At 62.7% G+C, this 21,100-nt stretch carries 20 protein-coding genes; 5 read left to right on the forward strand and 15 right to left on the reverse strand.

What is annotated here, in order from left to right; genetic code table 11:
• Positions 1-168: 168 nt before the first annotated feature.
• The 10 genes from H0I86_RS09515 to ccoN (H0I86_RS09560) form a co-directional block, all read right to left on the reverse strand.
• Complete coding sequence (locus tag H0I86_RS09515; RefSeq protein WP_180924820.1) at positions 169-579, reverse strand: type II toxin-antitoxin system VapC family toxin; 411 nt, start codon at positions 577-579, stop codon at positions 169-171.
• On the reverse strand, positions 579-833 hold the full coding sequence (locus H0I86_RS09520) for a type II toxin-antitoxin system Phd/YefM family antitoxin (RefSeq protein WP_007922405.1): 255 nt from the start codon (positions 831-833) through the stop codon (positions 579-581). The genes H0I86_RS09515 and H0I86_RS09520 overlap by 1 nt, the downstream gene beginning before the upstream one ends.
• Positions 834-998: 165 nt before the next feature.
• Entirely contained in the window at positions 999-1,976 is a 978-nt protein-coding gene (gene ccoP / locus H0I86_RS09525) for a cytochrome-c oxidase, cbb3-type subunit III (RefSeq protein WP_180924821.1), read from the reverse strand.
• Positions 1,973-2,158, reverse strand: a complete 186-nt coding sequence (locus H0I86_RS09530; protein ID WP_003175465.1) for a CcoQ/FixQ family Cbb3-type cytochrome c oxidase assembly chaperone — start codon at positions 2,156-2,158, stop codon at positions 1,973-1,975. Before H0I86_RS09530 ends, ccoP (H0I86_RS09525) begins: the two co-directional genes overlap by 4 nt.
• Before the next feature lie 6 nt (positions 2,159-2,164).
• The gene (gene ccoO, locus H0I86_RS09535) at positions 2,165-2,773 is read right to left on the reverse strand and encodes a cytochrome-c oxidase, cbb3-type subunit II (protein WP_009042961.1); all 609 of its coding nucleotides are present in this window, start codon (positions 2,771-2,773) and stop codon (positions 2,165-2,167) included.
• On the reverse strand, positions 2,773-4,215 hold the full coding sequence (ccoN, locus tag H0I86_RS09540) for a cytochrome-c oxidase, cbb3-type subunit I (RefSeq protein WP_180924822.1): 1,443 nt from the start codon (positions 4,213-4,215) through the stop codon (positions 2,773-2,775). The genes ccoO (H0I86_RS09535) and ccoN (H0I86_RS09540) overlap by 1 nt, the downstream gene beginning before the upstream one ends.
• Before the next feature lie 477 nt (positions 4,216-4,692).
• On the reverse strand, positions 4,693-5,646 hold the full coding sequence (ccoP, locus tag H0I86_RS09545; RefSeq protein ID WP_124310727.1) for a cytochrome-c oxidase, cbb3-type subunit III: 954 nt from the start codon (positions 5,644-5,646) through the stop codon (positions 4,693-4,695).
• Complete coding sequence (locus H0I86_RS09550) at positions 5,643-5,867, reverse strand: cbb3-type cytochrome oxidase subunit 3 (protein ID WP_023968526.1); 225 nt, start codon at positions 5,865-5,867, stop codon at positions 5,643-5,645. The genes ccoP (H0I86_RS09545) and H0I86_RS09550 overlap by 4 nt, the downstream gene beginning before the upstream one ends.
• A gap of 3 nt (positions 5,868-5,870) precedes the next feature.
• Positions 5,871-6,479, reverse strand: coding sequence for a cytochrome-c oxidase, cbb3-type subunit II (gene ccoO, locus H0I86_RS09555; protein WP_009047947.1), 609 nt, complete (start codon positions 6,477-6,479; stop codon positions 5,871-5,873).
• 10 nt (positions 6,480-6,489) lie between these two features.
• Entirely contained in the window at positions 6,490-7,914 is a 1,425-nt protein-coding gene (gene ccoN, locus H0I86_RS09560) for a cytochrome-c oxidase, cbb3-type subunit I (RefSeq protein ID WP_180924823.1), read from the reverse strand.
• A gap of 99 nt (positions 7,915-8,013) precedes the next feature.
• Here ccoN (H0I86_RS09560) and H0I86_RS09565 point away from each other — a divergent pair, with 99 nt between their 5' ends.
• Positions 8,014-8,712 (forward strand): alpha/beta family hydrolase, encoded by a 699-nt coding sequence (locus H0I86_RS09565; protein WP_258019418.1) that lies wholly within the window; start codon positions 8,014-8,016, stop codon positions 8,710-8,712.
• Between the two features lie 188 nt (positions 8,713-8,900).
• On the opposite strand, the gene aer is transcribed toward H0I86_RS09565, so the two are convergent.
• From aer to acnA, 3 genes are all read right to left on the reverse strand, one after another.
• A complete protein-coding gene (aer, locus tag H0I86_RS09570) occupies positions 8,901-10,466 on the reverse strand; it encodes a methyl-accepting chemotaxis protein (RefSeq protein WP_180924824.1) in 1,566 nt (521 codons plus the stop codon).
• Between the two features lie 171 nt (positions 10,467-10,637).
• Positions 10,638-11,429: a CPBP family intramembrane glutamic endopeptidase gene (locus H0I86_RS09575; protein WP_180924825.1), complete on the reverse strand. Its 792-nt coding sequence runs from the start codon at positions 11,427-11,429 to the stop codon at positions 10,638-10,640.
• A gap of 161 nt (positions 11,430-11,590) precedes the next feature.
• The gene (gene acnA / locus H0I86_RS09580; RefSeq protein WP_180924826.1) at positions 11,591-14,332 is read right to left on the reverse strand and encodes an aconitate hydratase AcnA; all 2,742 of its coding nucleotides are present in this window, start codon (positions 14,330-14,332) and stop codon (positions 11,591-11,593) included.
• Between the two features lie 207 nt (positions 14,333-14,539).
• Between acnA and rlmM the strand changes: the two genes are divergently transcribed.
• Both rlmM and tusA read left to right on the forward strand, forming a co-directional pair.
• Positions 14,540-15,613 carry a 23S rRNA (cytidine(2498)-2'-O)-methyltransferase RlmM gene (gene rlmM, locus H0I86_RS09585; RefSeq protein WP_180924827.1) on the forward strand — a complete coding sequence of 358 codons (1,074 nt, stop codon included), beginning with the start codon at positions 14,540-14,542 and terminating at the stop codon, positions 15,611-15,613.
• Between the two features lie 79 nt (positions 15,614-15,692).
• On the forward strand, positions 15,693-15,944 hold the full coding sequence (gene tusA / locus H0I86_RS09590; protein ID WP_180924828.1) for a sulfurtransferase TusA: 252 nt from the start codon (positions 15,693-15,695) through the stop codon (positions 15,942-15,944).
• On the opposite strand, the gene H0I86_RS09595 is transcribed toward tusA, so the two are convergent.
• Positions 15,941-17,347, reverse strand: coding sequence for an MATE family efflux transporter (locus tag H0I86_RS09595; RefSeq protein ID WP_180924829.1), 1,407 nt, complete (start codon positions 17,345-17,347; stop codon positions 15,941-15,943). The genes tusA and H0I86_RS09595 overlap by 4 nt on opposite strands.
• 179 nt (positions 17,348-17,526) lie before the next feature.
• On the opposite strand from H0I86_RS09595, the gene pdxB reads away from it, so the two are divergent.
• Positions 17,527-18,672: a 4-phosphoerythronate dehydrogenase PdxB gene (gene pdxB / locus H0I86_RS09600; RefSeq protein ID WP_180924830.1), complete on the forward strand. Its 1,146-nt coding sequence runs from the start codon at positions 17,527-17,529 to the stop codon at positions 18,670-18,672.
• A gap of 81 nt (positions 18,673-18,753) precedes the next feature.
• On the opposite strand, the gene H0I86_RS09605 is transcribed toward pdxB, so the two are convergent.
• Entirely contained in the window at positions 18,754-18,933 is a 180-nt protein-coding gene (locus tag H0I86_RS09605; RefSeq protein WP_007921326.1) for a PA1571 family protein, read from the reverse strand.
• A 346-nt stretch (positions 18,934-19,279) separates the two neighbouring features.
• Here H0I86_RS09605 and H0I86_RS09610 point away from each other — a divergent pair, with 346 nt between their 5' ends.
• Positions 19,280-21,064, forward strand: coding sequence for an ABC transporter transmembrane domain-containing protein (locus tag H0I86_RS09610; protein WP_180924831.1), 1,785 nt, complete (start codon positions 19,280-19,282; stop codon positions 21,062-21,064).
• Positions 21,065-21,100: the final 36 nt, after the last annotated feature.

The following is a 21,100-nucleotide window of genomic DNA, read 5'->3' on the forward strand; positions in this document are numbered from 1 at the left end:
GTACGTGCCGACCGCGATCAAATAGGGGTGTTGCAGTGGCGCAATGATACGCCTGTCGCTCTAGCTCAAGGGTGCGACCTTTGGTCGCGTTGGGGGAAATCAATTGATGGTGTAATGACTTGAATCAATTGACTTGTGAATTATGGACGCTTTTCGCCGCGACCGCGTTCAATCGTTCCACGGATTGAGCAGTTGCACACCGCTGGACTGGAAGTCGGCGATGTTGCGGGTAACGACTGTCAGCCCGTGTTCCAGGGCGGTCGCCGCAATCAGGGCATCGCATTCATTGCTGCGATCCGGAACGTGCAATCGGGCGCAGCGCATAGCGACAGCGTGGTCAATGGCCAGTATTCGTCCGTCGAAAGCGGGCATCACGCGCAGTTCCAGCCAGGCACGCAGTAGCGCCCCTTGGGTGCGATCGCGGCGTTCCAACCGCAGGATGCCGGTTTCCAGTTCCAATAACGTAATGACTGATAAAAACAGGCTGGTTGGCGCCACGGTCTGAGCCCAGGCCACTACCTGGCGATCAGCATTGGGCTTGCGTAATTCGGACACAACGTTGGTATCGAGCAAAAACATCAGGACAGATCGATCTCGCGAGGAATGATGGTTGCGCGCTCTGTTTCGAAATCGATTTCAGGCGCTTCAGGCATGACCAGCATGTCGACGATGCTGGTGTTCAGGCCGCTCAGTTTTTCGTAGTCCTCAATGCTTAGCAGCACATGGGCGGGCCTGCCACGGTCGGTGATGATGACCGGGCCGTTTCTTGAGGCTTTTTTGGCACCACTTGTGTCCTGATTGAATTCGCGACTGGAGATGGTGGTGGTAGGCATCGTCATACCCTCGACAAAAAATTTCATGTAGCAACGTTACTACTCTTGGCGGGGAGGGGCAATCTCAAGCGGGGGCAGAGCGACGGACGTGAGGGGAGAGGAAAATAAAAAGGCCCCGCCAATGGATATTGGCGGGGCCTTTTCTGTTACCCGAAGGTGTCTGCCTTACTCGGCGTCCGCCGGCTTGTCACTGTGGGACAGGCTGTAGACGTAAGCGGCCAGCAGGTGAACCTTGTCGTTGCCTTGCAGCTGTTCCTGGGCAGGCATCTGGCCCTGGCGGCCGTAACGGATGGTCTGCTGCAGTTGGGCGAAGCTCGAGCCGTAGATGAACGCGCCCGGGTGGGTCAGGTCAGGCGCGCCCATGGCTGGGGTGCCTTTGCCGGCCGGACCGTGGCACGCCACGCAGTTGGCGGCGAAGATCTTCTGGCCGTTGGCCGGATCGGCCTTGGCGCTTTCCGGCAGCTTGCGGCCATCGAGGTTGCTCAGCACATAGGCGGCCACATCGCTGACGCCTTGCTCGCCGATGACTTCGGCCCAGGCCGGCATCACCGCGTGACGACCGCCCATGATGGTGGTCTTGATGGTTTCCGGCTCGCCGCCCCAGCGCCAGTCGGCGTCGGTCAGGTTCGGGAAGCCATAGGCACCCTTGGCGTCGGAACCGTGGCAGACCGAGCAGTTGGAGGCGAACAGGCGGCCCCCCATCTTCAGGGCTTGCGGGTCCTTGGCGACTTCCTCGATCGGCATGGAAGCGAACTTGGCGAAGATCGGACCGAACTTGGCGTCCGACTTGGCCATTTCCTTTTCCCACTCGTGCACGCCGGTCCAGCCGGTCTGGCCGTTGGCGAAGGGGGTCTGCTTTTCGGTATCCAGGTAGTTGTAGCCTGGCAGCAGGCCTTTCCAGTTACCCAGGCCCGGGTACAGCACCAGGTAACCCAGGGCGAAGACGATGGTGCCGACGAACAGCATGAACCACCATTTCGGCAGCGGGTTGTCGTACTCCTCGATCCCGTCGAAGGAGTGGCCGACCGTCTCGTCGGTCTGCTCGGCGCGCTGGCCCTTGCGGGTCGACAGCAGCAGCCAGGTCAGGGCGAAAATGGTACCCAGACTGAGGACTGTGACGTACAGACTCCAGAACGTAGTCATTCTTTGTTACTCCTAGAAGCTTGCTCGACGTGCTTGATGGCTTCGGGATCATCCGCGAACGGCAGCAAGGTCGCGTCTTCGAACTCGGACTTGCGCTTGGGGCTGAACACCCACAGTGCCAGGCCGATGAAGGCCACCATCACCACTACGGTGCCCAGGCCACGAATCATCCCGATATCCATTAAGAATCACCGTTTGCTTTTGATGATGGTGCCCAGGCCTTGCAGATAGGCCACCAGCGCGTCCATTTCGGTTTTGCCCTTCACGGCATCCTTGGCACCGGCGATGTCTTCGTCGGTGTAAGGGACGCCGAGCGTGCGCAAGACTTCCATTTTTTTCGCGGTGTCTTTGCCGTCGAGCTTGTTTTCTACGAGGAACGGATAAGCCGGCATTTTCGATTCAGGTACAACGTTGCGCGGGTTGTACAGGTGCGCACGCTGCCAGTCATCGGAGTAACGACCACCGACGCGGGCCAGGTCCGGACCGGTACGCTTGGAACCCCACAGGAACGGGTGGTCCCAGACGCTTTCACCGGCGACCGAGTAGTGGCCATAGCGTTCGGTTTCGGCACGGAACGGACGGATCATCTGCGAGTGGCAGCCGACACAGCCGTTGGCGATATAGACGTCGCGGCCTTCCAGTTCCAGGGCGGTGCGCGGCTTCATGCCTTCCACCGGCTTGTTGGTGACGTCCTGGAAGAACAGCGGAACGATCTGGGTCAGGCCGCCGATGCTGACGGCGATGACCATGAAGAAGGCCAGCAGGCCGATATTCTTCTCTACTGCTTCATGCTTCATCAGTGAGCTCCAACTACAGAGATCTGAGCGGCGGCTTCAGCTTCAGCCGGGTTCGAGGCGCGAACGGTGCGGAACACGTTGTACGCCATGAACAGCATGCCGGCGGCAAAGAACGCACCGCCCAGGGCGCGCACGATGAAACCAGGGTGGCTGGCCTGCAGAGCTTCGACGAAGGAGTAGGTGAGGGTGCCGTCATCGTTGATTGCACGCCACATCAGGCCCTGGGTGATGCCGTTGACCCACATCGAGGCGATGTACAGCACGGTACCGATGGTAGCCAGCCAGAAGTGCGCGTTGATCAGGCCGATGCTGTGCATCTGCTGGCGACCGAAGACTTTCGGGATCATGTGGTATAGGGCGCCGATGGAGATCATCGCTACCCAGCCCAGCGCGCCGGCGTGTACGTGGCCGATGGTCCAGTCGGTGTAGTGCGACAGCGAGTTGACGGTCTTGATCGCCATCATCGGACCTTCGAAGGTCGACATGCCGTAGAACGCCAGGGACACCACCAAAAAGCGCAGGATCGGGTCGGTGCGCAGCTTATGCCAGGCGCCCGAGAGGGTCATCATGCCATTGATCATGCCGCCCCAGCTTGGCGCCAGCAGGATGATCGACATGGCCATGCCCAGGGACTGTGCCCAGTCCGGCAGGGCGGTGTAGTGCAGGTGGTGCGGACCGGCCCAGATGTACAGGGTGATCAGCGCCCAGAAGTGCACGATGGACAGGCGATAGGAGTAGATCGGACGCTCGGCCTGTTTCGGCACGAAGTAGTACATCATCCCCAGGAAGCCGGTGGTCAGGAAGAAGCCCACGGCGTTGTGGCCATACCACCACTGGATCATGGCGTCGGTCGCGCCCGAGTAGGCCGAGTAGGACTTGAAGAAGCTGACCGGCAGGGAAGCATGGTTGACGATGTGCAGCATCGCGGTGACCACGATGAAGGCACCGTAGAACCAGTTACCCACATAGATGTGCTTGGTCTTGCGCTTGACGATGGTGCCGAAGAACACCAGGCCGTAGGTGACCCAGACGATGGCCAGCAGGATGGCCAGAGGCCATTCCAGTTCCGCGTATTCCTTGGTGGTGGTGTAACCCAGCGGCAAGGTAACGATCGCGCCGACGATCACGGCTTGCCAACCCCAGAAGGTGAAGGCCGCCAGGCTGTCGGAAATCAGTCGCGTTTGGCAGGTTCGCTGCACGACGTAGTAAGAAGTGGCAAACAACGCACATCCACCGAAGGCGAAAATCACCAGGTTGGTGTGCAGCGGGCGCAGGCGTCCAAAGGTCGTCCATGGCAGGCCGAAGTTCAACTCCGGCCAGACCAGTTGCGAGGCGATGAAGACACCGAGCCCCATGCCAAGGATCCCCCAGACCACCGTCATGATGGCGAACTGGCGGACTACCTTATAGTTATAAGCAGTCGGACTGATTGCTGTGCTCATTCTAAGGTTCCACGGTTTGGGTGTTTTATTAGGAGTAAAAAACGGCCGCAAGTATGGAGAAAGCGGGGGGTCATTGCAACGCGCCATGACCTGGGTCAATGCTTTCAAAAGCTGATTCTGCGGCCTTTCCATGCGCGGAGTAAGGACAAAATCGGCCCCGGACAAAATGTCGCAGCGGATGAAAAAGGCGAGGGGTACAGGTCAGTTGTAACCGGGTGTGTGGAAAGCCCTTGAACGAGCGACAGACGGTAAGTGGCGCGACAGCCGGTATAACCAGCCTTTGCGGCCTGTCCTCGAACGACGGCTTCGAATGGAGCGGCTACTTCTGGTCTGTGACCGGCCATTGCCAGTCCACTGCGAAGCAGCTTAGACGCGAATCCGGAGAGTTGAAAGGCAGGGAGTAGAGAGGGTGCGACACTTGGTCGCGCAGAGGCAGGGAACTGCCGCATCCGAGCGATGCGGCAGTGGGTGGAGCGGTTATTGCTCGCTTGGGGTTTCAGTCTGCGGCTGGTTGGCCGCGTTGTGGGACAGGCTGTAGACGTAGGCCGCGAGCAGCTGCACCTTGTCGTTGCCGAGCAGTTCGTTCTGCGCGGGCATGTGGCCCTGGCGACCGTGGCGAATGGTCTGTTGCAGCTGGGTCAGGCTGGTGCCGTAGATGAAGCCCGCCGGTTGCGTCAGGTTCGGCGCGCCCATGATTTCAGTGCCCTGGCCGTTGGCGCCGTGACAGGCGACGCAGGTGGTGCTGAAGGCTTGCTTGCCAGCGACGAGGTCGGCGCTGCTGTCGGCGGGCAACGGCAGGCCGGCGAGTTCGTGACGTACGTAGGCCGCGACATTCTTCACCCCGTCCTCGCCCAGTACTTCACCCCAGGCCGGCATGGCCGCCATGCGGCCACCCATGATGGTGGCCTTGATGGTGTCGGCGTTGCCGCCCCAGCGCCAGTTGTTGTCGGCCAGGTTAGGGAAGCCGAAGGCGCCCTTGGCGTCCGAGCCATGGCACACCGAGCAGTTGGAAGCGAACAGGCGTCCGCCCATTTTCAGCGCCTGCGGGTCCTTGGCCACTTCTTCCACGGGCATGGCGGCGAACTTGGCGAAGATCGGGCCGAACTTGGCGTCTGCCTTGTCCATTTCCTTTTCCCACTCATGCACGCCGGTCCAGCCGTTTTCATAGCCGGGCAGGATGCCTTTCCAGTTGCCCAGGCCCGGGTAGAGGATCAGGTAGCCGACGGAAAACACCAGGGTGCCGGCGAACAGCATGAACCACCACTGCGGCAGCGGATTGTCGTACTCCTCGATGCCGTCGAAGCTGTGGCCCATGGTTTGGTCGACGCTGCCCTTGGTCTCGCCCTTGCGCGTGCCGATCAACAGCCAGGTCAGGCCGATCAGGCTGCCTATGGTCAGTACGCAGATGTACGTACTCCAGAAGGTGGTCATGGCCGAATGCTCCTTGTCGCATGCTCTTCGGATTGAGCGTCATCAGATGGATTGCCGGGCACTTCCGGCGAAGGTTCGTCGGCGAAGGGCAGCAGGCGCGCCTGGGCGAACTCCGGGTTGCGCTTGGCGTTGAAGACCCAGATCGACAGGCCGATGAAGGCAATCATCACCACCAGCGTGCCGAGCCCGCGGATCATGCCGCTATCGAGTTCAAGACCCATGGCTCACCTCTTGCTCTTGATAGCAGTGCCAAGCACTTGCAGGTAGGCGACCAGGGCGTCCATCTCGGTCTTGCCCTTGAGGGAAGCGACGGCACCGGCGATATCGTCGTCGTTGTACGGCACGCCGAGGGTGCGCATGGCGCGCAGCTTGGTCTCGGTGTGGCTGCTGTCGACCGCCTGGGTGACCAGCCATGGGTAGGCCGGCATCTTCGACTCGGGCACCACGTTGCGCGGGTTGTACAGGTGCGCGCGGTGCCAATCGTCGGAGTAGCGGGCGCCGACCCGGGCCAGGTCCGGACCGGTACGCTTGGAGCCCCACAGGAACGGGTGGTCCCAGACGCTTTCGCCGGCGACCGAGTAGTGGCCGTAGCGTTCGGTCTCGGCGCGGAACGGGCGGATCATCTGCGAGTGGCAGCCGACGCAGCCTTCGCGGATGTAGATATCGCGGCCTTCCAGTTGCAGGGCGGTGTAGGGCTTCATGCCTTCCACCGGCTTGTTGGTGACGTCCTGGAAGAACAGCGGGACGATCTGGGTCAGGCCGCCGATGCTTACGGCAAACACCATCAGCAGCATCAGCAGGCCGACGTTTTTCTCGATGACTTCGTGTTTCATGGCGGACTCCTCAGGCCATCTGCGCAGCGGCGGTGATTTCGGCGGGCTGGGCCGCGCGTACGGTGCGCCAGGTGTTGTAGGCCATCAGCAACATGCCGAAGAGGAAGATCGCGCCACCGGCGAAGCGCACGATAAAGCCCGGATGGCTGGCCACCAGGGTTTCGACGAAGGAGTAGGTCAGCGTCCCGTCTTCGTTGACGGCGCGCCACATCAGGCCCTGGGCGATGCCGTTGACCCACATCGAGGCGATGTAGAGCACGGTGCCGATGGTGGCGAGCCAGAAGTGCGCGTTGATCAGGCCGATGCTGTGCATCTGCTGGCGACCGAAGACTTTCGGGATCATGTGGTACAGGGCGCCGATGGAGATCATCGCCACCCAGCCCAGGGCGCCGGCGTGGACGTGGCCGATGGTCCAGTCGGTGTAGTGGGAGAGGGCATTGACGGTCTTGATCGCCATCATCGGACCTTCGAAGGTCGACATGCCGTAGAACGCCAGGGACACCACCAAAAAGCGCAGGATCGGATCGGTGCGCAACTTATGCCAGGCCCCCGACAGGGTCATCATGCCGTTGATCATGCCGCCCCAGCTTGGCGCCAGCAGGATCAGCGACATCACCATGCCCAGCGACTGTGCCCAGTCAGGCAGCGCGGTGTAGTGCAGGTGGTGCGGACCGGCCCAGATGTACAGGGTGATCAGCGCCCAGAAGTGCACGATGGACAGGCGATAGGAATACACCGGACGCTCGGCCTGCTTGGGCACGAAGTAGTACATCATCCCCAGGAAGCCCGCGGTCAGGAAGAAACCCACCGCGTTGTGGCCGTACCACCACTGGACCATGGCGTCGGTCGCACCGGCATACACCGAGTAGGACTTGGTCAGGCTGACTGGCAGCTCCAGGTTGTTGACGATGTGCAGGATGGCCACGGTGATGATGAAAGCGCCGAAGAACCAGTTGCCGACATAGATGTGCTTGGTGTTGCGTTTCATCACCGTGCCGAAGAACACGATGGCGTAGGCCACCCAGACGATGGTGATGAGGATGTCGATCGGCCATTCCAGCTCGGCGTATTCCTTGGAACTGGTGTAGCCCAGCGGCAGGCTGATGGCCGCCAGGAGGATGACCAGCTGCCAGCCCCAGAAGCAGAACGCGGCGATTCTTGGCGCGAACAGCTGGGTCTGGCAGGTGCGTTGCACCGAGTAGAAGGAGCTGGCGAACAGTGCGCAGCCACCGAAGGCGAAGATCACCGCGTTGGTGTGCAGCGGGCGCAGGCGGCCGAAACTGGTCCAGGGCAGGTTGAAGTTGAGTTCGGGCCAGACCAACTGGGCAGCGAGAAAAACCCCGAGCCCCATGCCGACGATGCCCCACACCACCGTCATAATGGCGAATTGGCGGACCACCTTGTAGTTGTAGGCGGTACTGATAGAAGTGTTCATGGTTCCCCATCCACGGTTCAGCTGAAGTGAAAGCGACTGCGCACGGCAAGGCGCGCTCACTTCTTCTGGAGTTATAGGCAGACTAAAAGCGAGGTAAGCATGGGCAAACGGCAAGGGGCTGTTATTGACGGGGATCAATGGGCGCAGTGCGTACGGGAACGGGGCTGGCTCTGGGATATCGCGCAGCAGTCGCTGGCTGGCGAACCCCTGACCCTGATCCTGGCCCATGGCGCCGGCGCGCCGATGGACAGCGCTTTCATGAACGATATGGCCGCACGCCTTGCGGCGCATGGGGTCAACGTCCTGCGCTTCGAGTTTCCCTACATGGCCCAGCGCCGCCTCGATGGTGGCAAACGGCCGCCTAACCCGTCGCCGAAGCTGCTGGAGTGCTGGCGCGAGGTGTATGCCCAGGTGCGACCTCATGTCGCTGGGCGGCTGGCCATCGGCGGCAAGTCCATGGGCGGGCGCATGGCCAGTTTGCTGGCCGACGAACTGGGCGCCGATGCGCTGGTGTGCCTGGGGTATCCGTTTTATGCCGCCGGCAAGCCGGAGAAACCGCGGGTCGCGCACCTGGCCGAGTTGCGCACCAGGACCCTGATCGTCCAGGGTGAGCGCGACGCCTTGGGCAATCGGGTGGCGGTCGAAGCCTATGCGCTTGCACCGACTATCGAGCTGTTCTGGCTGGCGGCCGCCGACCATGACCTGAAACCGCTCAAGGCCTCAGGCTTCACTCATGAGCAGCATCTGGAGGCGGCCACGCGGAGGGTTGCCGAGGTTTTGCGCAGCCTGAATGGCTGAGCGACTCTTCTGTAGGAGCGAAGCTTGTTCACGATGCGGCCTGGCAGTCGCCATCGTTGTTGCCTTGAAAAAACAATCGCGAGCAATCGAGCGTCGACCGGCCGCTCCTACAGAAGACGCATGCGTAGGCTTGAAAACAGGCAATAAAAAACCCGGAAGGCGAACCTTCCGGGTTTTTGTTTTGCGGCTTAGCGGTTGAAGCGTTCGACCAACGAGTACTGCGTGTTGGCGGTGCGGGTCAGCTCTTCGCTGAGTTGCGCCGAATGCTGGGCCTGCTCCGAGGTCTGGTCGGCCAGCTGGGCAATGGTGCTGATGTTGCGGCTGATCTCTTCGGCCACCGCGCTTTGCTCTTCGGTGGCGGCGGCGATCTGGGTGGTCATGTCGGTGATGTTGGCCACCGCTTCGCTGATACCCACCAGCGCCTGGTCGGCTTCCAGCACCCGGGCCACGCCTTCTTCGGCCTGACGATGCCCGGCGTCCATGGTCTGTACCGCCGTGCTGGCGGTTTGCTGGAGCTTGGCGATCAGGTTGTGGATCTGTCCGGTGGACTCGCTGGTGCGTTGCGCCAGTTGGCGAACCTCGTCGGCCACCACCGCGAAACCGCGGCCCATTTCCCCGGCGCGCGCCGCTTCGATGGCCGCGTTCAATGCCAGCAGGTTGGTCTGGTCGGCGATGCCCTTGATCACATCGACCACGCCGCCGATTTCGTCGCTGTCCTTGGCCAGCTGGGTCACGGTCAGGCCGGTTTCACCCACCACCACCGACAGGCGCTGGATCGCTTCGCGGGTTTCCCCGGCGATGTCGCGCCCGCGCCCGGTGAGGCGGTTGGCTTCCTGGGTGGCGTCGGCGGTGCGCTGCACATGGCTGGCTACTTCCTGGGTGGTGGCGGCCATCTGGTTGACCGCGGTGGCCACCTGTTCGGTTTCCATGCGCTGGCGTTCCAGGCCGCTGGAGCTGTTGTGCGCCAGGGTGTCGGACTGCCGCGCCTGCTCGTTGAGGTGCTCGGCGGTGTCCTGCAGACGAGTCAGGCAGGTTTTCAGGCGGGCTTCCTGGCTGAGGATCGACATCTCCAGGCGCGCCTGGGCGCCACGGCTGTCGGTGTACATCTGGGCGATCAGCGGGTCGGAAGTGGTCTGCTCGGCCAGGCGCAGCAAGCGCTTGAGGCCACGCTGTTGCCAGCTCAGCCCGAGCAGGCCGAGCGGCACGGAAAGGCCGGCGGCGAGGGCAAAGCCCCAGGAAGAATTGAGCCAGACGCCAATCAGGAAGCTCAGCTGGCTGACCAGGATGAACGGCAGCCAGTCCTGGAGCACCGGCAGCCATTTGTCGCGTTTCGGAATCGCCGACTTGCCCTGGTTGATGCGTTGGTAAAGCGCTTCGGCCCGGCGGATCTGCTCGGCGGTGGGTTTGACCCGCACCGACTCGTAGCCGACCACTTGCTGACCTTCGAAGACCGGTGTCACGTAGGCGTTGACCCAGTAGTGGTCCCCGGTCTTGCAGCGATTCTTGACAATGCCCATCCATGGCAAGCCTTGTTTCAGGGTGGCCCACATGTGCGCGAACACCGCGGCCGGAACGTCGGGATGACGAACCAGGTTGTGCGGTGCGCGGACCAGTTCCTCACGAGAAAACCCGCTGATTTCAACGAAGGCATCGTTGCAGTAGGTGATCACGCCTTTGGCATCGGTGGTGGAGATCAACCGTTGCTGAGCCGGAAAGGTACGTTCGCGCTGGGTGACGGGCTGGTTGTTACGCATGGTTTTTCTATCCGCAAGGCTTTGATAGGTTGTCGGCGGTCTTCGCCAATTATTGAAGTTTTTTTCAGGAATTTGAGAAGTGCCTCATTGACAGAGGCCTGACTCTGCAAGGAAGGGCGAGGGAGAGCGGCGAAGCCGAGACCCGTTCAGGGAGCCCCGGCTTGGCCAGGGTCAACCCGCGAGCATCGGATAGGTGAATAGCCCGAAGTGCAGCAGGTTCAAGCCGAAATGGGTAGCCACCGCGGCGCCCAGGCCGCCAAAACGGTAGGCGAGGCCGTAACCGACCCCGGCGATGCTCGCCAGCAGCCACCATTGCCAGCCGGCGCCCACATGCACCAGGCCGAACAGCAGGGCCGCGCACATCAGCGCCAGGTTTTCGCCATAGGGCAGGTGCTTGAAGCGACGGTTCAGGCCGCCCTGGATGTAGCCACGAAACAGCGCTTCTTCCACCAGGGTGACCAGCAGCAGGTTGTTCAGCACCCACAGCCAGGCCTGGTCCGGCCATTTCGGCGCCCAGTCGATGATGCCCAGCAACACCGCGCCGCCCAGTGCCGCCAGGGCGGTCAGGGTCAAGGCCAGGGCGGTGGTATAGAGGGACAGGCGCAACGAGCGGCGGCCGATGATCCAGGGGCAGACCAGCAACAGCCAGAAGCCGATCAGCGGCTTGTCCTGGTTCAGGTACATGGAAAACGGCACGGCATCGGCGGTCAAGCGTTCCGGACCGATCGCCCGGCCATTGTAGAAACCGGGCAGCCAGTGCATGGCCAGCGCCAGGGCCAGCACCACGAACAGGCCATGTCCCAGGTAACGCGCATAAGGGCTTTTCTGCTGGCGTACGGCAAGGCCCGCGCACAGCAGCAAGGCGACGGAAACCGCCGCCAGCAGGCCCAGTTGGCCGTAGCTCAGGGCCAGGGCGTAGCCAATGGAGAGAAGTGCCAGGTACATCCATGGCAGAACAGTCATGTGAAATCCTTGTTGCGAAAAGAATGGAATCAGCCGCTCGCGCCACCTGCGTCAGCGGTTACTGGATAGAACGAGCGAGGGGCCAGTATAACGAGGCGGAGGCGATGAATAAGTGAAACAAAAACACCGCCCGTAGGCGGTGTTGGTTTTGCAGCAAGGCGTTATGCGGCGATCAGTTGCCGCAGGACGTAGTGCAGGATCCCGCCGGACTTGAAGTATTCCACTTCGTTCAGGGTGTCGATGCGGCACAGCACCTCGACCTTTTCCTGGCTGCCATCCTCGCGGGTGATCACCAGGGTCAGGTTCATCCGCGGCGTCAGTTCGACGCCGGTCAGGCCCTGGATGTCCAGGATTTCCTTGCCGGTGAGGTTCAGGCTCTTGCGGTTCTGGTCGAGCTTGAACTGCAGCGGCAGCACGCCCATGCCCACCAGGTTGGAGCGGTGGATGCGCTCGAAGCTCTCGGCGATCACCGCCTTGACCCCCAGCAGGTTGGTGCCCTTGGCCGCCCAGTCGCGGCTGGAGCCGGTGCCGTATTCCTGGCCGGCGATCACCACCAGTGGCGTGCCCGCTTGCTGGTAACGCATGGCCGCGTCATAGATCGCCAGTTTCTCGCCGGTGGGAATGTACAGAGTGTTGCCGCCTTCCTCGCCGCCGAGCATTTCGTTGCGGATGCGGATGTTGGCGAAGGTGCCGCGCATCATCACCTGGTGGTTGCCGCGGCGCGAGCCATAGGAGTTGAAGTCCCGCGGTTCCACGCCTTGCTCGCGCAGGTAGCGGCCGGCCGGGCTGTCGGCCTTGATGTTGCCGGCCGGGGAAATGTGGTCGGTGGTCACCGAGTCGCCCAGCAGCGCCAGGACCCGCGCGCCCGTCACATCCTTGATCACCGGCAGAGGGCCGGAGATGTCGTCGAAGTAGGGCGGATGCTGGATATAGGTGGAATCCGCCTGCCACACATAGGTCGCGGCCTGCGGTACTTCGATGGCTTGCCACTGGGCGTCGCCGGCGAACACCTCGGCGTACTCCTTGTGGAACATCCGGGTGTTGACCTGGGTGACGGCCTCGGCGATTTCCTGGCTGCTCGGCCAGATGTCGCGCAGGTAGACCGGTTTGCCGTCCTTGCCTTCGCCCAGCGGTTCGCGGCTGATATCGATGCGCACGCTGCCGGCCAGGGCATAGGCGACCACCAGCGGCGGCGAGGCCAGCCAGTTGGTTTTCACCAGCGGGTGCACCCTGCCTTCGAAGTTGCGGTTGCCGGACAGTACCGAGGCGACGGTCAGGTCGGCTTTCTGGATGGCTTTCTCGATCGGCTCCGGCAAGGGGCCGGAGTTGCCGATACAGGTGGTGCAGCCATAACCCACCAGGTCGAAACCCAGGGCGTCGAGGTATTGGGTCAACCCGGCGGCCTTGTAGTAGTCGGTGACCACTTTCGAACCCGGGGCCAGCGAACTCTTCACCCAGGGCTTGCGTTTGAGGCCTTTTTCCACGGCCTTTTTCGCCACCAGGCCGGCGGCCATCATCACGCTGGGGTTGGAGGTGTTGGTGCAGGAGGTAATAGCGGCGATCACCACCGCGCCGTTTTTCAGGCGATAGGTCTGGCCATTGTGGGCGTAATCGACTTCGCCTATCAGATCGGCGCTGCCCACGGCCACGCCACCACCGCCTTCGCTTTCCAGGCGGCCTTCTTCCTTGCTGGTGGGCTTGAACTGCAGGTCGAGGAAGTCGGTGAAGGCCTGGCCGACATTCGGCAGCGAGACCCGGTCCTGCGGCCGCTTCGGCCCGGCCAGGCTGGCTTCCACCGTGCCCATGTCCAGCGCCAGGCTGTCGGTGAACACCGGCTCCTTGCCCGGCAGGCGCCACAGGCCCTGGATCTTGCTGTAGGCCTCCACCAGCTTCACCACGGCGTCCGGGCGGCCGGACAGGCGCAGGTATTCCAGGGTGACGTCATCCACCGGGAAGAAGCCGCAGGTGGCGCCGTATTCCGGGGCCATGTTGGCGATGGTGGCGCGGTCGGCCAGCGGCAGGTCGGCCAGGCCATCGCCATAGAACTCGACGAATTTGCCGACCACGCCTTTCTTGCGCAGCATCTGGGTGACGGTCAGCACCAGGTCGGTGGCGGTGATGCCTTCCTTGAGCTTGCCGGTCAGTTTGAAACCTATGACTTCCGGGATCAGCATCGACACCGGCTGGCCGAGCATCGCCGCCTCGGCCTCGATGCCGCCCACGCCCCAGCCGAGCACGCCGAGGCCGTTGATCATGGTGGTGTGGGAGTCGGTGCCGACCAGGGTGTCGGGGAAGGCGTAGGTACGGCCGTCTTCGTCCTTGGTCCAGACCGTGCGGCCCAGGTATTCCAGGTTGACCTGGTGGCAGATCCCGGTGCCGGGCGGCACCACGCTGAAGTTGTCGAAGGCGCTCTGGCCCCAGCGCAGGAAGGCATAACGCTCGCCGTTGCGCTGCATTTCAATGTCGACGTTCTGTTCGAAGGCGGTGTTGCTGCCGAACTTGTCGACCATCACTGAGTGGTCGATCACCAGGTCCACCGGCGACAGCGGGTTGATGCGTTGCGGGTCGCCGCCGGCCTTGGCCATGGCCGCGCGCATGGCCGCCAGGTCGACCACCGCCGGCACGCCGGTGAAGTCCTGCATCAGCACCCGCGCCGGGCGGTACTGGATCTCGCGATCCGAGCGACGCTCCTTGAGCCAGGCGGCGAGGGCCTTGAGGTCGGCGCCGGTGACGGTCTTTTCGTCTTCCCAGCGCAGCAGGTTTTCCAGAAGGACTTTCAACGACATCGGCAGCTTGTCGAGATCGCCAAGGCGCTTGGCGGCTTCGGGCAGGCTGAAGTAGTGGTAGGTCTTGTCGTCGACTTTTAATGTTTTAAGGGTTTTCAGGCTATCGAGGGACGGCATTGAATCACTCCTTTTGGTCCGCACGGCTACGGACCTGACGGGAAGGGCAGAGCTCTTAAGCTAGCCCTGTTTTCAGTAGCTGGCTAATAACTGGACTCTATGGACAAGTCCAAGGTTCCGAACTCGGCTATCATGCGCCGGTTTTCGTGACAGGCTTTGCTACAGCGGGTTTGCGCATGATTCATTGCCAATTGCCCAGGAGATTCGATGAACACCCTCTTTATGCACTGCCGGCCGGGCTTCGAAGGCGAAGTCTGTTCCGAGATCGCCGACCATGCCGCGCGCCTGAATGTGGCCGGATACGCCAAGGCCAAGCCGAGCACCGCCTGTGCCGAGTTTGTGTGCAGCGAAGAAGACGGCGCCGAGCGCCTGATGCGCGAGCTGCGTTTCGCCGAGCTGATCTTCCCGCGGCAATGGGCGCGGGGCGTCTTCGTCGATCTGCCGGAAACCGACCGCATCAGCGTGATCCTGGCCCATCTGGCGAGCTTCCCGACCTGCGGCAGCCTGTGGCTGGAAGTGGTGGATACCAATGACGGCAAAGAGCTGTCGAACTTCTGCAAGAAATTCGAAGCGCCGCTGCGCAAAGCCCTGACGGCGGCCGGCAAGCTGGTGGACGATGCCGGCAAGCCGCGCTTGCTGCTGACCTTCAAAAGCGGCCGCGAGGTGTTTGTCGGCCTGGCCGATGCCGGCAATTCGGCCATGTGGCCGATGGGCATTCCGCGCTTGAAGTTTCCTCGTGAAGCGCCCAGCCGCTCGACCCTGAAACTGGAGGAGGCCTGGCACCACTTCATTCCTCGCGATCAGTGGGACGAGCGCCTGCACGGCGACATGACTGGCGTCGACCTCGGCGCCGCCCCGGGTGGCTGGACCTGGCAACTGGTCAACCGCGGCATGCTGGTCACCGCTGTCGATAACGGGCCGATGGCCGAAAGCCTGATGGACACCGGCCTGGTGCAGCACCTGATGGCCGACGGTTTCACCTTCAAGCCCAAGCAGCCGGTGGACTGGATGGTCTGCGATATCGTCGAGAAACCGGCGCGCAACGCCGCCTTGCTGGAAACCTGGATCGGCGATGGGCACTGCCGCGAAGCGGTGGTCAACCTGAAGCTGCCGATGAAGCAGCGTTACGCGGAAGTGAAGCGTTTGCTCGAACGTATCGAAGACGGCTTCAAGGCCCGTGGCATTCGCGTGGCCATCGGCTGCAAGCAGCTGTACCACGACCGTGAAGAAGTGACCTGCCACCTGCGTCGGCTGGATGAAAAGAAGCCCAAGGCCCGTTGAGCGCAGTTGCGGCGCAATGTCACAGATAGCGTCGATGCCGGCATTGCGCGACAATGCCGGCCAGTTTCAGGAGTGAGTTATGAGTCAAATCATCGATACGCCGGTCGACGGCACGCTGGATGCCTCCGGGCTCAATTGCCCGGAGCCGGTCATGATGCTGCACCAGCATATTCGTGACCTGCAGCCCGGCGGCCTGCTCAAGGTGATCGCCACCGATCCCTCGACCCGCCGCGACATCCCCAAGTTCTGCGTGTTCCTCGACCATGAGCTGGTCGCCCAGCAGGAAGAGGCCGGCACCTATCTGTACTGGATTCGCAAGAAGTCCGATTAAGCCGCCGCTCGGCTGATGCGGATTCGCTTGCGCGCGCTACGTGCCAGGCGGATCGACAGCATCAGCGCCGCGCAGCTCAGGCCGGCGATCAGACCTTCCCACAGCCCGCTCGGGCCGCTGGCAGGGCCGAACCAGTCGGTCAGCCCCAGCATATAACCCACCGGCAAACCGATGCCCCAGTAGGCGAGCAGCGTCAGGACCATGGTCACCCGGGTGTCCTGGTAGCCACGCAGCGCGCCTGCGCAGATCACCTGGATCGCGTCGGAGAACTGGTAGAGCGCGGCGTACACGATCAGCATCGCCGCCACCTGGATCACCGCGGTGTCCGGGGTGTAGATCGAGGCGATGGATTCGCGCAGCAGGAGGATCAGGCTCGCGGAGAACAGGGCGAAGGCCAGCGCCGCACCCAGGCCGACGCCGGCGGCGAAGCGCGCCTGATACGGGTTGCCGGCGCCCAGGGCCTGGCCGACCCGCACCGTGACCGCCATGCCCAGGGAATACGGAATCATGAACAGCAGGGAGCTGATGTTCAGGGCGATCTGGTGCCCGGCCACCACCGTGGCGCCGAGGCTGCCGATCAACAGGGCGATCACCGCGAAGATGCTCGATTCGGCGAACACCGCGATGCCGATCGGCAGGCCGACGCTCAGCAAACGCTTGATCACCGCCCATTGTGGCCAGTCGAAACGCTTGAACAGCTGGCTGCTCTGGTAGGCCGGGGCCCAGCGGGTCCAGCCGGCCATGGCCAGCATCATCGCCCACATCACGATCGCCGTGGCCCAGCCGCAACCGACGCCGCCCATGGCCGGCATGCCGAGGTGGCCATAAATGAACACGTAGTTGATGGGGATGTTCAGGGCCAGGCCGAACAGACCGATGACCATGCTCGGCCGGGTGCGCCCCAGGGCATCGCTGCAGCAGCGCAGTACGTAATACAGCGCCACCGCCGGCAGGCCGCTGGCGATGCCGTGCAGGTATTCCATGCAGGGGTCGATCAAGGTCGGGTCGACCTTCATCAAGTGCAGCACCGGCTCGGCATTGACCAGGATCAGGCTGGCGCTCAGGCCGACCGCCAGGGCCAGCCACAGCGCCTGGCGCACGATCGGGCCGATCTCGCCGTAGGTGCCGGCGCCGACCCGCTGGGCCACCTTGGGCGTGGTGGCCAGCAGGGTGCCGGTCATCAACAGGAACACCGGGATCCAGATCGAGTTACCCAGCGCCACCGCCGCCAGGTCTCGTGGGCTGACCCGTCCGGCCATCACCGCATCGACGAAGCCCATGGCCGTGGTCGCCAGCTGAGCGATCATGATCGGCAAGGCCAGGGCCAACAGGCTGCGCAGTTCAAGGCGCACTCGGGCCGGGCGGTTGAGGGAAGTGGCAGGAGTATCGGTCACGGAATTCACAGGCGAAGCGTCCACAGGGTTGATGCGCAGGGCGGCGTATTCTACGCATTGACGGATGAGTCAGGAAAAAACCTCTGTTGTCGATTTGTAAGTGCTGGCGGCGGCCGGTGAGGTGGATTGCTCGCTGGCCGAAAACAGCCTTCTACGCCTAAACTGCGGCTCCGCGAAAGGAGCCTGCCATGCTGATTGTTGCCGATGAAAATATTCCCCTGCTCGATGCCTTTTTTGCCGGCTTCGGCGAGATCCGCCGTTTCCCGGGGCGGGCCATCGACCGCGCCGCCATCGAGGGCGCCGATGTGCTGTTGGTGCGTTCGGTGACCCAGGTCAGCCGCGCCCTGCTCGAGGGTAGCCAGGTGCGGTTTGTCGGGACCTGCACCATTGGCACCGATCACCTGGACCTCGAGTATTTCCACGAGGCGGGCATCCGCTGGTCCAGCGCGCCGGGCTGCAATGCGCGCGGGGTGGTCGACTATGTGCTGGGCAGCCTGCTGAGCCTGGCGGAAATCGAAGGCGCCGACCTGACACAACGCACGTACGGCGTGGTGGGCGCGGGTGAGGTCGGTGGACGGCTGATCGAGGTATTGCGCGGCCTGGGCTGGAAGGTCCTGGTCTGCGACCCGCCACGGCAGGTGGCGGAAGGTGGCGACTATGTCAGCCTGGAACAGATCCTCGCCCAGTGCGATGTCGTCAGCCTGCATACTCCCTTGACCAAGGCCGGCGAGCTGCCGACCTGGCACTTGCTGGACAAGCGGCGCCTGCGTCAACTGCGCCCCGGCGCCTGGCTGATCAACGCCAGCCGTGGCGCGGTGGTGGATAATAGCGCCCTGCGCGAGGTGTTGCTCGAACGCGAAGACCTGCAGGCGGTGCTGGATGTCTGGGAAGGCGAACCCCAGGTCGACGTGGCCCTGGCCGAACTCTGCGTGCTGGCCACACCGCATATTGCCGGTTACAGCCTCGATGGCCGGCAGCGCGGGACGGCGCAGATCTATCAGGCGCTCTGCGATTACCTCGGCCAGCCGCAAGCGATTCATTTGCGCGACCTGCTGCCTCGGCCGTGGCTGTCGGAGGTGAGTCTCGATGCCAATAGCGACCCGGCCTGGTCCCTGGCGATGATCTGTCGGGCGGTCTACGACCCGCGGCGCGACGATGCGGATTTCCGCCGCAGCCTGGTGGGCAGCGTGGCCGAGCAGCGCGCGGCCTTCGATGCGTTGCGCAAGGGTTATCCGCCACGACGTGAAATCGATGGGCTGGCCGTGCGTATCCAGGGCGAAGCACCAGGCTTGCAGCAGATCGTATCGGCCTTGGGGGCGGTGTCGGTTCGTTGATCGGGTCTTGGGCCGGGTCGTTTCCGGCAGGCATAAAAAACCCGGCTTCAGGGCCGGGTCAAGAGGACGTGAGGCTATGTGTCAATCTTGCTGCGCAGGCTTGACCAGTCGCTTTTCCAGTTCGCGGCAGGCGTTCTGGATCATGTCTTCGGTGATCGGTACTTCGCGACCCTGAGCGTCGATGATGGCGCATCCCAGAGACTGGTCGGGGTGGGTACGAATCACTTCAATCTTGTCATTGCTGCTGTTTTGCAAGGACATGGCCTGTCTCCTCATCAGGTTGTGCGCTTACTTTAAAACCGCCAGGTGACCAAGCTGTGACAACTCCCTGCAAGGTCCCACTACGGCGTTTTCTATCCGGGGAGTCCTCAGTCCAACAGAAATGCCTGTGGACTTCCACTCGGACCTTAGACCAATAGCATCTAGGCTCTAGTGTCAGAGGACATAATTAACCTGACTCATTGTGATTTACCGAAGTTCCAGGAAAAGAAGGTTCCAGAAAAACAGGCTTCAGGAAATCGGTTCCGACAAACAGGGCTTCGCCTCATCGCTCTGCTGGATCATCCAGCGGTGGATAGGGCGGGGCCGTTCCCAGGTGTGCTCCCGGATGAACTTCATGCTTTCTTCACGTCAACGCCGGGCGATTCGCCTGGCCAGTCGTTTCATCGCGCCTTATCGCTGGCAGGCCCTGGGGGCGTTGCTGGCGCTGGTGGTGACCGCGGGCATCACCCTGTCCATGGGGCAGGGCATCCGCCTGTTGGTGGACCAGGGCTTCATGACCGGATCACCGGACCTGCTCAACCAGTCCATCGGCCTGTTTCTGCTGCTGGTGCTGGGGCTGGCGGTGGGGACGTTCGTGCGTTTCTACCTGGTGTCGTGGATTGGCGAGCGCTGCGTGGCGGATATCCGTCGGCAGGTGTTCAATCATCTGATCTACTTGCACCCGGGCTTCTATGAGAACAATCGCAGCTCGGAGATCCAGTCGCGGCTGACCGCCGACACCACCTTGCTGCAATCGGTGATCGGCTCGTCGCTCTCACTGTTTTTGCGCAATGCACTGATGGTCATCGGCGGCATCGTGTTGCTGTTTGTCACCAATCCCAAGCTCACCAGCATCGTGGTGATCGCCTTGCCTCTGGTGCTGGTGCCGATCCTGATTTTCGGCCGCCGGGTGCGCAGCCTGTCACGCTTGAGCCAGGACCGTATCGCCGACGTCGGCAGCTATGTGGCGGAGACCCTGGGCCAGATCAAGACCGTCCAGGCCTATAACCACCAGCCCCAGGATGAGCGGCGTTTCGCCCTGACGGTGGAGGAGGCGTTCAACACCGCGCGGCGGCGTATCGTCCAGCGTGCCTGGCTGATCACCCTGGTGATCGTGCTGGTGCTGGGCGCGGTCGGGGTAATGCTCTGGGTCGGTGGCATGGACGTGATTGCCGGGCGCATTTCCAGTGGCGAGCTGGCGGCCTTTGTTTTCTACAGCCTGATCGTCGGCAGTGCCTTCGGCACCCTGAGCGAAGTGATCGGCGAGCTGCAACGGGCCGCCGGCGCGGCGGAGCGGATTGCCGAATTGCTGCGTTCGGAAAACCTGATCCAGCCGCCGAGAGACGGCCTGGCCACCTTGCCCGAGCGGGTGCGGGGCGAGTTGGTGCTGGAGAACCTGCGCTTCTCTTATCCATCGCGTCCGGACAGTTATGCCGTCGATGGCCTGAGCCTGACGGTCCGCGAGGGGGAAACCCTGGCGCTGGTCGGGCCGTCGGGGGCGGGCAAGTCGACCATTTATGATCTGCTGCTGCGTTTCTACGACCCGGAGCAGGGGCGCATCCTGCTCGATGGCGTGCCCTTGACCCAACTCGATCCGCAGGATGTGCGTCGCTGTTTTGCCCTGGTGTCGCAAAGCCCGGCGCTGTTCTTCGGCAGCATCGAGGAGAACATTCGTTATGGCAAGCCCTCGGCCACCCCGGAGCAGGTCAAGGAGGCGGCAAGGATCGCCTACGCCCATGACTTCATCGAGAAAATGCCCGAGGGTTACCAGACCCACCTCGGCGATGCGGGGCTGGGGCTTTCCGGTGGCCAGCGCCAGCGCCTGGCGATTGCCCGGGCACTGCTGGTGGATGCGCCGATCCTGTTGCTGGATGAAGCCACCAGCGCCCTGGATGCCCAGAGCGAGCATTTGATTCAGCAGGCCTTGCCGAGCCTGATGAGGAATCGCACCACCCTGGTGATCGCCCATCGCCTGGCCACGGTGAAAAACGCCGACCGGATCGCGGTGATGGATCAGGGGCGGCTGGTGGCGGTGGGTACCCACCAGGAGTTGATCGCCAGCAATCCGCTGTATGCGCGCCTGGCGGCGTTGCAGTTCAGCGATGGCCAGGCTCTCCTGAGCCCGCGCTGAAAACAAAAATGCCCGCATCGCTGCGGGCATTTTTAT

The organism is Pseudomonas chlororaphis subsp. aurantiaca (genome assembly GCF_013466605.1).
Taxonomy (GTDB): Bacteria; Pseudomonadota; Gammaproteobacteria; order Pseudomonadales; family Pseudomonadaceae; genus Aquipseudomonas; species Aquipseudomonas chlororaphis_I.